Origin of the sequence: Sphingobium sp. IP1 (genome assembly GCF_002708645.1) — a bacterium.
GTDB classification, from domain to species: domain Bacteria; phylum Pseudomonadota; class Alphaproteobacteria; order Sphingomonadales; family Sphingomonadaceae; genus Sphingobium; species Sphingobium yanoikuyae.
The window spans coordinates 32,964-48,221 of record NZ_NOIW01000037.1; the positions used below are offsets into that span (position 1 = coordinate 32,964).

The 15,258-nt window shown below is 63.5% G+C and carries 12 protein-coding genes and 1 pseudogene; 6 read left to right on the forward strand and 7 right to left on the reverse strand.

The features are described 5' to 3' along the window. Positions 1-16 precede the first annotated feature (16 nt). The 4 genes and pseudogenes from CG471_RS14485 to CG471_RS14500 form a co-directional block, all read right to left on the reverse strand. Complete coding sequence (locus CG471_RS14485; RefSeq protein ID WP_099232297.1) at positions 17-1,105, reverse strand: DUF2235 domain-containing protein; 1,089 nt, start codon at positions 1,103-1,105, stop codon at positions 17-19. 114 nt (positions 1,106-1,219) lie between these two features. Then, positions 1,220-2,581 carry a methyl-accepting chemotaxis protein gene (locus CG471_RS14490; RefSeq protein WP_099232298.1) on the reverse strand — a complete coding sequence of 454 codons (1,362 nt, stop codon included), beginning with the start codon at positions 2,579-2,581 and terminating at the stop codon, positions 1,220-1,222. 239 nt (positions 2,582-2,820) lie between these two features. Further along, positions 2,821-3,738, reverse strand: a complete 918-nt coding sequence (locus tag CG471_RS14495) for an EamA family transporter (protein ID WP_099232299.1) — start codon at positions 3,736-3,738, stop codon at positions 2,821-2,823. A 30-nt stretch (positions 3,739-3,768) separates the two neighbouring features. Beyond that, a pseudogene (locus tag CG471_RS14500) lies at positions 3,769-4,826 on the reverse strand (DUF3667 domain-containing protein). Between the two features lie 230 nt (positions 4,827-5,056). On the opposite strand from CG471_RS14500, the gene CG471_RS14505 reads away from it, so the two are divergent. Next, entirely contained in the window at positions 5,057-7,351 is a 2,295-nt protein-coding gene (locus tag CG471_RS14505; RefSeq protein ID WP_099232300.1) for a TonB-dependent receptor, read from the forward strand. An 8-nt stretch (positions 7,352-7,359) separates the two neighbouring features. Here CG471_RS14505 and CG471_RS14510 read toward each other — a convergent pair whose 3' ends face one another. The 3 genes from CG471_RS14510 to CG471_RS14520 form a co-directional block, all read right to left on the reverse strand. Next, positions 7,360-7,767: an endonuclease domain-containing protein gene (locus tag CG471_RS14510; RefSeq protein WP_099232301.1), complete on the reverse strand. Its 408-nt coding sequence runs from the start codon at positions 7,765-7,767 to the stop codon at positions 7,360-7,362. Positions 7,768-7,839: 72 nt separating this feature from the next. Then, positions 7,840-9,360, reverse strand: a complete 1,521-nt coding sequence (locus CG471_RS14515) for a fumarate hydratase (protein ID WP_069337419.1) — start codon at positions 9,358-9,360, stop codon at positions 7,840-7,842. 101 nt (positions 9,361-9,461) lie between these two features. Continuing rightward, a complete protein-coding gene (locus CG471_RS14520) occupies positions 9,462-10,118 on the reverse strand; it encodes a glutathione S-transferase family protein (protein WP_099232306.1) in 657 nt (218 codons plus the stop codon). Between the two features lie 614 nt (positions 10,119-10,732). Here CG471_RS14520 and CG471_RS14525 point away from each other — a divergent pair. The 5 genes from CG471_RS14525 (at position 10,733) to CG471_RS14545 (ending at position 14,817) form a co-directional block, all read left to right on the forward strand. Beyond that, positions 10,733-12,619, forward strand: coding sequence for a ribonucleoside-diphosphate reductase subunit alpha (locus CG471_RS14525; RefSeq protein WP_010336832.1), 1,887 nt, complete (start codon positions 10,733-10,735; stop codon positions 12,617-12,619). A gap of 75 nt (positions 12,620-12,694) precedes the next feature. Further along, on the forward strand, positions 12,695-13,015 hold the full coding sequence (locus tag CG471_RS14530; RefSeq protein ID WP_099232302.1) for a hypothetical protein: 321 nt from the start codon (positions 12,695-12,697) through the stop codon (positions 13,013-13,015). Positions 13,016-13,020: 5 nt separating this feature from the next. Further along, positions 13,021-14,073 carry a ribonucleotide-diphosphate reductase subunit beta gene (locus CG471_RS14535; protein ID WP_004209931.1) on the forward strand — a complete coding sequence of 351 codons (1,053 nt, stop codon included), beginning with the start codon at positions 13,021-13,023 and terminating at the stop codon, positions 14,071-14,073. Between the two features lie 240 nt (positions 14,074-14,313). Continuing rightward, complete coding sequence (locus CG471_RS14540) at positions 14,314-14,568, forward strand: hypothetical protein (protein WP_099232307.1); 255 nt, start codon at positions 14,314-14,316, stop codon at positions 14,566-14,568. Positions 14,569-14,622: 54 nt separating this feature from the next. Then, on the forward strand, positions 14,623-14,817 hold the full coding sequence (locus tag CG471_RS14545; RefSeq protein WP_099232303.1) for a hypothetical protein: 195 nt from the start codon (positions 14,623-14,625) through the stop codon (positions 14,815-14,817). Positions 14,818-15,258 lie beyond the last annotated feature (441 nt).

The following is a 15,258-nucleotide window of genomic DNA, read 5'->3' on the forward strand; positions in this document are numbered from 1 at the left end:
CGCCCCTTTTCGTGTGTTACGGCCGCAGCATGTCGGGCTTGCGCTTCGCCAGATCGACCAGCGCCGCCGGTCGCCATTCGGGCAGCTTGTGCCAGCGTTCGATCGCGGCGTCGGACAGCGCTTCATTGGTCCGTCCGGCGTCATGCGGCACGTCAATCGCACGCTCGCCCGATCCGAACATGCGATAGAAGAGGGTCTGGGATTCTCTGACCGGCCCCAGCGGATCGGGATGGTGCGGCGGGAAACCGGGCGGCGCCAGCCCGAACGGATCGTCCACCGCCAGTCCGGCGATCCGCGCCCGCGCCACCATCCATTCCAGCGCGATATCCGACAGGCCGGAATCGGGATTGCCGCCGCCGACATCGGCATGACAGCCGGGGAACCAGCATTGCTCGACATGCTGGCCTGCGCCCTGCCCCTCGGGGATCGTCCACAATGTCGGCAGGAACGGCTTGCGATGCTCGTCGATCGCCACGGCATGGAAGGCGAAGGCGACGCTCGATGACAGGTCGGTATCGTGAAATTCCCGGTTCACCCGGAAAAGATGCTTCAATATCCCCTGGAACAAGGTGTTGGGCACGCCCAGCGACCCGACCGTGTCCCACACGCCGACGCACCGGATCGGCGTGCTGTCGGACCAGGCATAGCTTTGCCGGAACAGGCGCGACGCCTCCGATCGCGGCGCGCGCGTGCCGTCGCGCGAACGATAGAGCGCGAAGGCATCGGGGATCAGGCTTTCATGCTCGGGCCGCAATATGCCGGAATTGCGCACGAACCCGGCCAGCGACCGGGCGGTATAGGCGCCCCGGCTGAAACCGAAGAAATAGAGCTGGTCGCCCGGCTGATAGGTGCGCACCAGCCAGGCATAGCAGGACAGGAGGATGCGGCTGATGCCATAGCCGGTCGCCCCGTCGATCAGCCGCTTGGTCCGCGACGCCATCGACCCGATGCCATTATGATAGAAGACGCGCTGGGCCGTGCCGTCCGCCGCCATTGCCGGGATCAGGCTGGCCAGCTTCACCACATTGGTCGGGCAGGGCTTGCCCTGCTCATTATGGTCGGGCTCGTTCCAGGTGCCGTCGCAACAGACCACGATGCGCTTCATTCGTGCCTCCCCACCGGCATGAAAATGGCCGCCCTCCTTTATCGGGCGGGCGGCCATGGTCGCTGCGGGGCAGCCTGTTTTATAGGAGGAAACGGACGCGCCGGGCGGCGCGGATCAGCCCTGATCCTTGTAGGCCATCTGCAAGATTCCCCAGTGGCGCCCGCGCACATGGATGGAGGCGATGACCTGCTTCAGCAGGATGACCTCGCCCTCGGCGGTCAGGCGGCGATAGGCCTTGATGCAGAAGGGTTCGGTGATCTTGCACTGCTCGCGCGTGTCGGGAAAATCGAACACCACGCCCTGGCGCGAAAATTCCGCATTCCATTTCTCGTCGCCCGGCCGCTGCGGCAGCGCGCGTTCCGGCATGGCGATCGCGCCGAAGCTGTTGCGATCGGTGAAGGTCATGCCGAAAAATCCCTTGTAGCCGCGCGCCACGTCCTGCTGCGCACGCGCCTCGGTCTGCATGATCGGCTGGATCGGATGGGTGAATTGCGGCGGATTGGTGCCGCGGATCGGCGCATAATATTCGCTGAACACATCGGCCTCGCCGATGCGGCCATCGTCCAGCGCCTGTTCGATCGCATGGCCCACCGCCTGCGCGGCGGTCAGGCTGAAGCGGATATAGGGCGAATCGGGAATGTCGACGCCGCTTTCCGCCAGATATTGCAGCAGCATGTTGGTGTCGTCGCTGGCGATCGACACCCGGCCCGACAGCCGTTGCAGGCCGTCGGCATTGTCGCCGGACGTGCTCGACAGCGCCGACAGGCCGGTGCGGATCTCGCTGGCGGAACCGACCATCGACGCGATCCGCTCGGCCACCGCCTCGCTGTTGGTCGACAGGCCCTGCATCAGCGACCCCAGCCGGTCGACCAGCGCCTCGATATTCTTGGTGTCGGACAGCGCCGTGCGCGCGGTCTGCGCGCCATGGGTGATGCTGTCCAGCATGCCGCCGGCCTCGCTGGTCAGCGCGCCGATCGACCGCTCGATCGTCTGGGTCGCGCTCGCGGTCTCCTGCGCCAGCTTCTTCACTTCGGCCGCAACGACGGCAAAGCCGCGCCCCGCGTCGCCGGCCCGTGCCGCCTCGATCGTCGCGTTGAGCGCAAGCAAATTGGTCTGGCTGGCGATGCCGCTGATCACGCTGGTGACATGGGCGACGGTCTTGAGCGCCTCGCCAAAGCCGTCGAGGCGCGCATGGATGCGGCTCACCTGTTCGATCAGGTCGACGAAATTGCCGTTCGCGGTCGACAGCTGCCGTCCCGAATCATCAATGATGGCGCGGGCGGCGACCGCCTTTTCGCGCGCGTCCTGGCCGACCAGCGACACGCTTTCGCCGTCGCGCGACAATTGCGACGCGGCGCCGCTGATCGCCTCGATCGTGCGCGCCTGCTGCGTCACCCGGTCCGCGAGTTCGCTGATGTCTGCCTGAAGGTCGAGCGTACGGATACCCAGGTCGCCGGATAATTTGGCGACCTTCATTACCGCTCGTGCGACGGTTCCCGATTGCGTTTCTGTGCCCACGGCAACTGGCTAGCCATGGATGGTAAAATATCGGTTATCATACTGACACGGATGTCAGCTTCGTCAGAATGATGCCTCCGCACCGGCCCACACCCCCACCCGGCCGCCCATCAGGATATCATGTCTGGGAGGCCGGGTGGGGGTGTGGGCCGGTGCGGCTCTTGAAATGCGCTCTTTCGCGCATTTTCCAAAAACGCCTACAGCGCACCCAGCAGCGCCAGCACCACACCACAGGCGACCAGCATCAGCCCCATCGCCTCGCTGCGCGCCATCCGCTCGCCCAGGTAGAAATGGCCGAACGCCATGGTGAAGGCGACCTCGATCTGGCCGACGATCCGCACCAGCGCGACCGGCGCGGTGGCAAAGCCGGTGAACCAGCAGGCCGATCCCATTGCCGACAGGAAGCCGACCTGGCCCGACACGCGCCAGCTGGTAAACACCTTGCGCATCTCGCCCGGCTCGCGCAGCGCCAGATAGCCGCCCTGGAGCAGCGTCTGCAGCAGCACCGTGACGCTCAGCACGATCAGCGCGGCATGGATCGGATCGCCGCCCCCCACCTGCTGTGTCGCGCGGCGGATGCCGATCGCGGTCAGCGCGAAGAAGAATCCCGACGCGATGCCGGTGATCGCCGCCGGCTGGCCCAGCGCGCGCAGGAAATCCATTGGCCCCATCCGCTTGCCGCCGGTCGACAGCAGCATCACGCCGGCGCCCCCGCAGCCAATCCCGGCGCAGGTCAGCGCGCTCAGCCGCTCGCCCATCAGCAGGAAGGACAGGATCGCCCCCTGCACCGCCTCGGTCTTGGAATAGGCTGTGCCGACGACGAAATTGCGATGGCCAAAGGCCATGATCAGCAAATTGGTGGCGATGATCTGGGCCAGCCCGCCGGCCAGGCAGAAGGGCAGGAACAGCGGCCCCAGCACGGGGAAGGGGGCGGGGAAGAGCAGCTGATAGCCGCCAAGCAGGATCAGCGCGAAGGGAATGCCGTAAAGATAGCGGACCAGGCCTGCCGCATTGATCGACAGCGTCTTGCCCACGCGCCTCTGCACCGCGGTGCGCCAGGCCTGCGTGGCCCCGGCCATCAGCGTGGCGGGCAACCAGATCGGGGACGTAATCATGCGCGCCCTATACAATAGGGACGCGACCCGTCACCCCATCATCATCAGGAATGCAAAGAACAGCGACAGCGACGCACAGGCAAAGCCGTACAGCAGCGGCAGCCGCAGCAAGGTGCCGCTGCGCGAAAGCTGATAGGCATCCTTGAACTGGCGATACATGTGCCAGGCCGCGAACAGCAGCAGGACCAGCGTCACCAGCCCATGGGTGATGCCGACCGCGGTCAGGATCATCGACAGCGAGAAGAGCAGCGACATGAAGGCGATCGAATAGGTCACATAGATCGCATGGTCATAGATCTTGAACCGGCGGCTGAACGGGAACAGCAACCACAGGAAGGGCAGCGATATGACGATCAGCAGCCAGGAGAATTTATAGGCATTGGCCTTGAGCTTGTAATAGGCGAATTCGGGATCCTTGGCCGCCGCGCTGATCGCCTTGCCGACCGTGTCGGCGACGTTCTTGTTGACGCCTTCGCCGGTCAGCGAGTTGGTCAGGCCGCTCGCCAGCGACAGGCCCTTCCGCTCGTCCTGCGCGTCCTTCAGCTTTTCCTGCAACGTCTCGCGCCGGCTCGCGCTGATTCCCGGCTCGGCCAGTTGCGCCTGCACCTTGGCGATGCGGGCATCGGCCTTTTCCTCTTCCTTCTTCAGCTCGGCAATCGCCTCGCTGTTCATCTTCACCTGGTTGCGCGCGCCTTCCGGCCCATGATGGCTGGTCAGCGAGAAGATCGCGTACATCAGGAAGGCGCTGAACAGGAACAGGGCAAAGGGCGATACGAACTTGGCCCGCTCGCCATGGATATAGCGGCGCGTCAACTGTCCGGGGCGCAGCGCCAGCTCGGGCAGGGTGGTGAAGATCTTGCCTCGAAATGCAGCACGCCATGGGCCAGGTCATGGCCGATCGCGGCAAAGCTGCGGTGCAGATGCGCGGCCTGGCCGCATTCGGGGCAATAATTGCCCGTCACCGCCGTGCCGCAATTCAGGCAGGCGCCATGGCCGGCCTCATGGGCTTCCCCATGGCCCGGCTCGACTGCCCGTGCCAGCATGCCCCCGGTGATCGCGTCACCCGCTGCTTCGATTTCCCCTGTCATGGGCGGGGAGGATAACAAGGGTGTATGACGCTTGCCAGTCACCTTGGCGCGTGGATCGCATTGTGTTGCATTGTTACAACTCTCGGCAACATTCCGACATGTTCCCATGTTGGGCAGGGCGAACGTCACCGTCCCGCCACAAATCGCGCCTAGCGGCGATGGCATCCCGGACGGCAGGCGCAGGGGCGCCGCTGTCCCGGACGCAAAAGCAATATTATCGGGGAATAACCTTGTCGAAATTCACTTTCGCACGGTCGGCGCTGCTGCTGACCTCGGCCTTCGGTGCGCTCGCCCTTGGTGGCACCGCCCATGCGCAGGAAGCGGGCGCTGACGCCGGCCAGCTCGACGAGATCGTCGTGACCGCCGAGCGCCGCTCGGAAAATCTGCAGAAGGTGCCCGTCTCGGTCGGCGTCGTGCAGGGCGATGCGCTGCGCAACCTGACCGCCGGCGGCGGCGACATTCTCGAACTCGCCGCCCGCGTGCCCGGCCTCTATGCCGAAACCACCACCGGCCGCATCTTCCCGCGCTTCTACATCCGCGGCCTTGGCAATATCGACTTCTATCTCGGCGCGTCGCAGCCGGTGTCGATCATCCAGGACGATGTCGTGCTGGAACATGTCGTGCTGAAGTCGAACCCGGTGTTCGACGTCAACCAGGTGGAAGTGCTGCGCGGCCCGCAGGGTTCGCTGTTCGGCCGCAACACCACGGCGGGCATCATCAAGTTCGACACCATCCGTCCGTCGATGGATTGGGAAGGTCGCGCCCAGGCCAGCTATGGCAGCTATAACACCGTCACCTTCGACGGTGGCATCGGCGGCCCGATCGTCGCGGACAAGCTCGCCTTCCGCGTCTCGGCCCTCTACCAGCATCGCGACGACTGGGTCGACAATACCTACACCGGCCCCAGCGCCGACGGCACCGTCAGCCCCAAGAAGGACGCGATGGGCGGCTATAATGAGAAGGACGTGCGCCTTCAGCTGCTGATGACGCCGACCGAAAATGTCTCGATGCTGACCAGCGTCCATGCCCGCGACTATGACGGCACCTCGACCATCTTCCATCGCGCCGGCCTCACCAAGGGCAGCAACAGCGTGTCGGGCGAACCCCGCTCGAAGATCGCGCTCGACGAAGCGATGAACAACCCGCAGGCCTACAAGACCTATGGCGCGTCGGAAAATATCGCGATCGACATGGGCCCCGTCACCCTGACCTCGATCACCGCCTATGAAACCACGTCGGGCTACAGCCGTGGCGACACCGATGGCGGCGCGGGCGCGGATTATCCGGTGAACGGCGTGGCCAACGGCTTCGGCCAGAGCCAGGGCAATGTCCGCGATCTCGACCAGCTGACGCAGGAAGTCCGCCTCGCCAGCAACGGCGACAGCGCCTTCAAGTGGCAGGTTGGCGGCATGTATTTCGACAGCCGCGACACCACCGATTTCTACCAGCGCGCCTATTTCCTGACCGGCACCGCCAACAATCCCAACAACTGGGTGCGTCTGCGCAACAAGAATGAAAGCTGGGGCCTGTTCGGCCAGGCGAGCTACGAAGTGGTGCCGGGCCTGACCATCACCGCCGGCGGCCGCTACACCAAGGACACGAAGGAAACCCGTCTGGTCCGCGCCACCGCCAATGCGGCCGGCGTCTCGACCTATGCCGGCCGTCGCTATGTGAAGCTGACCGGCAAGGAACCGAGCTGGGACGTCAGCGCCCTGTATGAAGTGACCCCCGAAGTCAGCCTCTACGCCCGCGTCGCGCGCGGCTTCCGTGGCCCGACCATCCAGGGCCGCTCGGCGGTGTTCAACAGCGACTTCACCACGGCGGATTCGGAAACGATCATGTCGTACGAAGGCGGCATCAAGACCAACCTGCTGGGCAACCGCCTGCGCTTCAACCTGTCGGGCTTCGCCTGGAAGGTGAAGGACATCCAGCTCAACGGCAATGACGTGAACGGCAATGGCGTGTTGTTCAACGCCGACGCCGCCAAGGCCTATGGCCTGGAAGCCGATCTGGAAGCGCGTCCGTTTGACAATCTCACCCTGTCGGCCGGCCTCAGCCTGCTGCACAGCGAGATCAACGACAAGAATGTCTATGCCCAGGTCTGCGCGCTGAACGGCGTCGTCGTCTGCACCGTGCAGGATCCGACCGTCACCGTCGCTGGCCGTGGCGTCTTCGCCCAGATCGACGGCAACCCGCTGCCCAACGCGCCGAAATATACCGCCAACATCGCGGCCCGCTATGACGTGCCGCTGGGCAATGGCGGCAAGATCTTCGCGGCGACCGACTGGAACATCCAGGGCTATACCAACTTCGTCCTCTACAAGACGAAGGAGTTCTATTCGAAGGGTGACTTCGAGGGCGGCCTGAAGATCGGCTACACCGCGCCGGACGGCAAGTACGAGATCGCCGCCTTCGCCCGCAACATCACGGGCGAGAAGAATATGAAGGGCGTGATCGAGAACTATATGGCGCCGGTGTTCAACGAACCCCGCATCATCGGCGTGTCGCTCAGCGGCAAGCTGTAAGAGAAACGTTACTCCTCCCCATCGTCAGATGGGGAGGGGGACCGCTCGCGAAGCGAGTGGTGGAGGGGCACTGCACGACAGCAGCTCAAAATCTGCCGCCCCACCGCATCACAATCCCTGAAAATATCCACAGCCCGAACCCGCAGCACGCGATACCCTTGCGCCTGCAACCAGCCATCGCGCTGCACATCATGCGCGACCTGCCCGGCCAGATCATGGCCGCTGCCATCCACCTCGATCGCCAGCCGCGCCGAGGGGCAATAGAAATCCAATATATAGGGACCGGCCGGATGCTGACGCCGGAATTTCAGCCCATCGGGCCTGCTGCGCAGCCATTGCCACAACGCCACTTCGGGCGGGGAGAGGGCGCGGCGTAGGTTGCGCGCCTTCTCTACAGTGCTTCTTCTCGGCGGCATCGCACTTCCCCCTCCACCACCAGCTTCGCTGGCGGTCCCCCTCCCCATCTTGCGATGGGGAGGATGGGAAAGTCACGCCCCTTCGAGCAGCTTTTCTTGTCTGATCTTCTCCTGCCACACCAGCGGGGCGAGGCGGTGGACATTCTGGCCTTCGCTATCGACGGCGACGGTGACGGGCATGTCCTCCACCGTGAACTCGTAGATCGCTTCCATGCCCAGATCCTCGAAGCCCACGACCTTGGCTTCCTTGATCGCGCGGGCGACCAGATAGGCTGCGCCGCCGACCGCCATCAGATAGGCGCTCTTGTGCTTGGCGATGCTGTCGGTGGCGGCCGGGCCGCGCTCGGCCTTGCCGACGCAGGCGGCCAGGCCCTGTTCCAGCATCATGTCCATGAACTTGTCCATGCGCGTCGCGGTGGTGGGGCCGGCCGGGCCGACCACTTCGTCGCGCACCGGATCGACCGGGCCGACATAGTAAATCACGCGGCCCTTGAAATCGACCGGCAGGGTCTCGCCCTTCTCCAGCATGTCGGCGATCCGCTTGTGCGCGGCGTCGCGGCCGGTCAGCATCTTGCCGTTCAGCAGCAGGCGGTCGCCATGCTTCCAGCCCTGCACCTGTTCCGGCGTCAGCGTGTCGAGGTCGACGCGGATGGCTTCCTTGCTCGGCTTCCAGTCGACCTGCGGCCATTCACTGAGCTTGGGCGCTTCCAGATAGGCCGGGCCGGACCCGTCGAGGGTGAAATGCGCGTGGCGGGTCGCGGCGCAGTTCGGGATCATCGCCACCGGCTTGCCCGCCGCATGGCAGGGATAGTCGTGGATCTTGATGTCGAGCACGGTGGCAAGGCCGCCCAGGCCCTGCGCGCCGATGCCCAGCGCATTGACCTTGTCGAACAGCTCGATGCGCAGTTCCTCGATCTTGTTCTGCGGGCCACGGGCCTTCAGCTCGCCCATGTCGATCGGGTCCATCAGGCTTTCCTTGGCCAGCGCCACGGCCTTTTCCGCGGTGCCGCCGATGCCGATACCCAGCATGCCCGGCGGGCACCAGCCGGCGCCCATCTGCGGCACCATTTCCAGCACCCAGTCGACGATCGAATCGCTGGGGTTCATCATCTTGAACTTGGTCTTGTTTTCGCTGCCGCCGCCCTTGGCCGCGACGTCGATGATCACCTTGTTACCCGGCACCATCTCGACATTCAGCACGCAGGGCGTGTTGTCCTTGGTGTTCTGGCGGCTGAAAGCGGGATCCTTCAGGATCGACGCGCGCAGGCGGTTCTCGGGGTTCAGATATGCGCGGCGCACGCCCTCGTCGATCACCTCCTGCATCGACCGGCTGTTATCGTCCAGCCGGCACTCCATGCCCCACTTTACGAAGACATTGACGATGCCGGTGTCCTGGCAGATCGGGCGGTGGCCTTCGGCGCACATGCGGCTGTTGGTCAGGATCTGGGCGATGGCGTCCTTCGCCGCCGGATTGGCTTCGGCCTCATAGGCCTTACCCAGTGCCCGGATATAATCCATCGGGTGATAGTAGGAAATGAACTGGAGTGCGTCGGCGACGCTCTCGATGAGGTCGGCGGTCTTGATGACGGTCATCTACCCTGGTCCCTATTCTTGCGGCCCGCCTCTGCACGGCAGGTCCCTGCAAGGCGGGGCTATAGGCCTTTGAGGCGACGAGTCCAGAAGAGGGTTGCGGTTCAGGACGCAAGCGGCCCGTCGGCAAAGGGAAAATTCTGCCACCAGGGCTGCATCTCGCGCAGCACGCGGGCAAAGCTAGGCCGTGCCTCCAGCCGGTCGAGATAGGCGCCCAGCACCGGATGGCCGGCGCGCAACGGCACGATCCTGTCGGCATAATAAAGCGAGGGCGCCGCCGCACGGTCGGCCAGCGACAGATGATCGCCCGCCGCCCAGCTCCGCCCCGCCAGCCGATTCTCCAGCACCGCATAGATGTTGCGCAGCGCCGCCACATTGGCGGCCACGCCATGGGGATCGCGCGCATCCTCGGGGCGCAGCCGGTCGGCGACCAGCGCCTGCATCGGCCCCATCACATAATTGTCGAACAACCGGTCCATCAGCCGCACCTCGATCGCCGCATCGCCATCGACCGGGATCGGGCGGAAGGTGCCGGGTTCGTGCCAGCCCAGATATTCGACGATGATGCTCGCCTCCGCGATCGTCGCGCCGCGCACCGGGTCGTGCAGCACGGGGAATTTGCCGAGCGGCCAGAGCGCCTGCCATTCGGCCAGTGCCGCCGCGTCCTCCAGGATGCGCGGGGTAAAGGGCGTGCCATTTTCATGAAAGGCGATCAGCACTTTCCAGCAATAGGAAGAGAGGGGATGGTAATAGAGGATCATGCCTGCCTCCCGATCGCTGCGGATGGATTCGCCTGCCTTCCCATCATCATAGCGTATCGTGCGGTGATATGCAGGGGGACGATAGAGGCAGCGATTCAACAGATTGTGGTCGTGTCCGTGCCTCTGCCCCCATGTCATGATTTTGTCGCCGATCGCGCGACGCGCGCATTTGCGTGGCAAGGCAAATTTATTTTTTAATTTCATGGGCCCCCCTTGTCTTTTTCAAGGCCCTTGGAAGTCCGCGCGTCGTTGCGCTATGGGGTGGCGTGTCAGCGACGAAACGAATCCCAGCGTCGATGAACCGAGTCCCCGAACTGTCATTTACCCTCTTGCGTGTCGGCGGGGCTGTGGCACTATCTGTGGTATCGGGACCAAGGGGGTCACCCAATAGATTGTGATTGCATTGTCGGACCTGCTTCCGGCGATACGGGGCTTTTGTCCTTGCGATCGGATCGGTTGACCCCATTTCTGTCCCGGCCCGATCGGGTTCATGCTATGATGCCTGGGTGCGCCCCGGCATTGCTGGACCGAATCGAACGGAACAGGAACAATCGGGGGCTCGCATGGACTTTCGAGATAGTGAACAAGGTGGAAACGGCGACGTGGCGACGGTAATGGACGAGCGTATCGAGGATCTGGTGGACAAGGCCGAGCCCAAGGCTGCCAAGGGCAAGGCGACCGAGTCCGCGTCGTCCAAGATTCATGAGCGTCGCTTTCATGTCGTGACGGATTCGTCGCGCGATGCGCTGCTGACCGAATTCGGCAAGGACACGCTGAACGATCGCTATCTGCTGCCCGGCGAGAGCTATCAGGATCTGTTCGCCCGCGTCGCTGCCGCCTATTCGGACGATGCCGACCATGCGCAGCGCGTCTATGACTATATCTCCAAGCTCTGGTTCATGCCGGCGACGCCCGTGCTGTCGAACGGCGGCACCGGCCGCGGCCTGCCGATCAGCTGCTATCTGAACTCGGTCGACGACAGCCTGGAAGGCATCGTCAACACCTGGAACGAGAATGTCTGGCTCGCCTCGCGCGGCGGCGGCATCGGCACCTATTGGGGCAGCGTGCGCGGCATCGGTGAGCCGGTCGGCCTCAACGGCAAGACCAGCGGCATCATTCCCTTCGTCCGCGTGATGGATTCGCTGACCTTGGCGATCAGCCAGGGCTCACTGCGTCGCGGCTCGGCCGCCTGCTATCTCGACGTCTCCCACCCGGAGATCGAGGAGTTCCTCGAAATCCGCAAGACGAGTGGCGACTTCAATCGCAAGGCGCTCAACCTGCACCATGGCGTGCTGCTGACCGACGAGTTCATGGAAGCGGTGCGCGACGGCAGTGATTTCAACCTGCGCAGCCCCAAGGACCAGTCGGTGCGCGGCACCGTCAATGCCCGCGCGCTGTTCCAGAAGCTGGTCGAGGTCCGCCTCGCCACCGGCGAGCCCTATATCGTCTTCTCCGACACGGTGAACCGGATGATGCCCAAGCATCACCGCGACCTGGGGCTCAAGGTCTCGACGTCGAACCTCTGCTCGGAAATCACCCTGCCGACGGGTCGCGACCATCTCGGCCAGGATCGCACGGCGGTCTGCTGCCTCTCCTCGATGAACCTGGAAACCTGGGATCAGTGGAAGGATCACCCGACCTTCGCGGAAGACATCATGCGCTTCCTCGACAATGTGCTGCAGGACTATATCGACCGCGCCCCGCCGGAAATGGCCCGCGCCAAATATAGCGCCAGCCGCGAACGCTCGGTCGGCCTGGGCGTCATGGGCTTCCACAGCTTCCTGCAGGCACGCGGCATCCCGTTCGAAGGTGCCATGGCCAAGTCGTGGAACCTGCGCATCTTCAAGCATATCAATGCCAAGGTGAACGAGGCGTCGATGATGCTGGCGCAGGAGCGTGGGCCGTGCCCCGACGCCGCCGACCAGGGCGTGATGGAGCGCTTCTCCTGCAAGATGGCGATCGCGCCGACCGCGTCGATCTCGATCATCTGCGGCGGCACCTCGGCCTGTATCGAACCGATCCCGGCGAACATCTACACCCACAAGACGCTCTCGGGCAGCTTCGCGGTGAAGAATCCCTATCTGGAAAAGCTGTTGGTCGAAAAGGCCAAGGATTCGAGCGCCGTATGGAACTCGATCCTGGAACGCGGCGGCTCGGTCCAGCATCTCGACTTCCTGACCCAGGAAGAAAAGGATGTGTACAAGACCAGCTTCGAGATCGATCAGCGCTGGCTGCTCGAACTGGCCGCCGATCGCACCCCCTATATCGACCAGGCCCAGTCGCTGAACCTGTTCATCCCGGCCGACGTTGAGAAGTGGGATCTGCTGATGCTTCACTTCCGCGCTTGGGAACTGGGCATCAAGTCGCTCTATTATCTGCGCTCCAAGTCGGTGCAGCGCGCCGGTTTTGCCGGCGGCGTGGAAGCGGACAACACGATCGACGCTCCCAAGTTCGAAATCGGCGAGACCACCGACTATGACGAGTGCCTCGCCTGTCAGTGACACCGGTCTGACCTGGGCACGTGCAGCGGTTCAAAGCCGTTGCATCGCCCGGAAGGACGGGACGGAGACGATCGCATGACGGCGACCAAGCCTTTGGGGCTGAGGATCGCTCTTCTTGCGCTAATCTCGATCGGGATTGGCGTCGGAATCTATGGCTATTGGGTGGATACGCCGCAGTGGCGTGCGTTGTTCTGGATCACTCTGTCGCTCAGTCAGATCGTCATTCTGTCATATGAATTGCGTCATCCGGCTGCACCTGCGCCGGTAACAGCAACAACCGATGATTTCGTTCGCAAGATTGGCCAGCCACGTCATGCAAGCCAGCTTAGGATGGCTGGTATCGTCATCTTCTCGCTGATTTTGATATTCAATATTTACATATTCTTCTCGGAGTAAACCCGATGCCCCTTCTTCAAGCCTCCAAGGTCTACAAGCCCTTCGAATATCCCTGGGCCTATGAATTTTGGAAGCGCCAGCAGCAGCTCCACTGGCTGCCCGAGGAAGTGCCTCTGGGCGAGGATTGCCGTGACTGGGCGCAGAAGCTCAGCGACCATGAGCGCAACCTGCTGACCCAGATTTTCCGCTTCTTCACCCAGGCCGACGTGGAAGTGCAGGATTGCTACCACGAGAAGTACGGCCGCGTGTTCAAGCCGACCGAGATCAAGATGATGCTGACCGCGTTCAGCAACATGGAAACGGTCCATATCGCGGCCTACTCGCACTTGCTCGACACGATCGGCATGCCCGAAAGCGAATATTCGGCCTTCCTCCAATATAAGGAGATGAAGGACAAGCATGACTATCTCGCCCAGTTCGGCGTCGACACGGACGAGGATATCGCCAAGACGCTGGCGATGTTCGGCGGCTTCACCGAAGGCCTCCAGCTCTTCGCCTCCTTCGCGATGCTGATGAACTTCCCGCGCTTCAACAAGATGAAGGGCATGGGCCAGATCGTCACCTGGTCGGTCCGCGACGAAACCCTGCATTGCGAAGGCATCATCAAGCTGTTCCACAGCTTCGTGAAGGAACGCGACTGCCTGACCGCGTCGGTCAAGGACGACATCATGGACATGTGCCAGAAGACCGTCCGGATCGAGGACGCCTTCGTCGATCTCGTCTTCGAAATGGGGCCGGTGCCCGGCATGACGCCCAAGGACATCAAGAAATATGTCCGCTACATCGCCGACTGGCGCCTGGGGCAGCTGGGCCTCAAGCCCATCTACATGATCGACGAGCATCCGCTGCCCTGGCTGACCCCGCTGCTCAACGGCGTGGAGCATGCCAATTTCTTCGAAACGCGCGCGACCGAATATTCCAAGGGCGCGACCCGTGGCCAGTGGAACGACGTCTGGGACGCGTTCGACCGCCGCAAGAAGCTCAAGGGTGCCGAAGCGGCCAATGTCGACGAAAGCGATCCGGACATGTTCAAGGCCGCCGGCATCGCGGCGGAATAAGATCAAGGCGCGACGTGCCATGCGCGTCGCGCCTTGATCAAGCCCGCGCGGCGCTGACGCGTTTAAGGCTGCTGATCAGCCAGCATCACGCCAGCTTGCAAAGGGCTCCAACCTGTTCGAGGGGAGGGGAGGCGCGGGGAGCGCCTCCCCTTTTCTGTGCGCCGCTGGAGCACCCTGCATCGCGTCCATAACGGACCAGTCTCGCGCCGGAATGGCGATGCCCTGGGCTATGGTCCGGTCATGACCAGCCCCGTCGATCCTCCATCTCCGCCATGCTACGTCTTCGTCTGCAATGTCTGCGGCAGCGATCAGGTTACGCGCGAAGCCTGGGCGGCCTGGGACGTCGCGACCCAGGCCTGGATTCTCAACACGGCCTTCGACTTTGCCTATTGCCATCGCTGCCTGGGCTATGCGCAGCTCGACCGGCTGCTGCTGACCAGCCCGCCACCCGGCTTGCCGTCCCGCACCCCGGCCTTCCCGCCGGCGCCGGGCTGATCGGCGCGGCGGGCATGACGCTTCCTTAACCGCCGCCATGCCAGACCGGTCGCCATGTTCGGCGTCCGACTCCGCTCCCTCTTCACCAGCCGCTGGATGGCCCTGCTCTGGGCGATATTGGTGCTGCTGAGCGCGATCCAGTTCGTGGGCAGCGACGGCGGCGATCGGGCCGGCGCGGATCAGACCGCGACCGCGGCGCTGGACGGCCTCGACAACAGCCAGCGCGCCATCATCGCCAACGCGCTCTGAAATGCACGGGGCGGGCGTCGCGGACGCGCTGTCCTATTCCTTCCCGCCGGCCTATATTGCCGTCTGGCGTCGGGCCTGCCTCTGACGCTCACTTGTTCCAAAATGACAAATGTTGGAAATTAAATGTCAGAATGTGCGGGAATTATGCGAAGTTAAGCGCCGCATTTCCTACAATATCGACCGCCATCTTCGTCTTTGTTCCGTTCGTGCAACATTTGTTCAGCTGCCACATTCTAGCTTGCCTCGATCAACAGGAATCGAAAAGGGACTGGACCATGCATCGCTTTGCCAGAAGCATGATTGCCGCGCTTTCACTGGGCGCCATGGCGTTGACCGCCATGCCCGCCGCCGCCCAGCACGGCCAGGGTCATGGCCGACCCGGCGGGCCGTCATCGGGCCATGGCGGCCCCGGCGGTCCGGGCGCACAACGGCCCCCCAGCC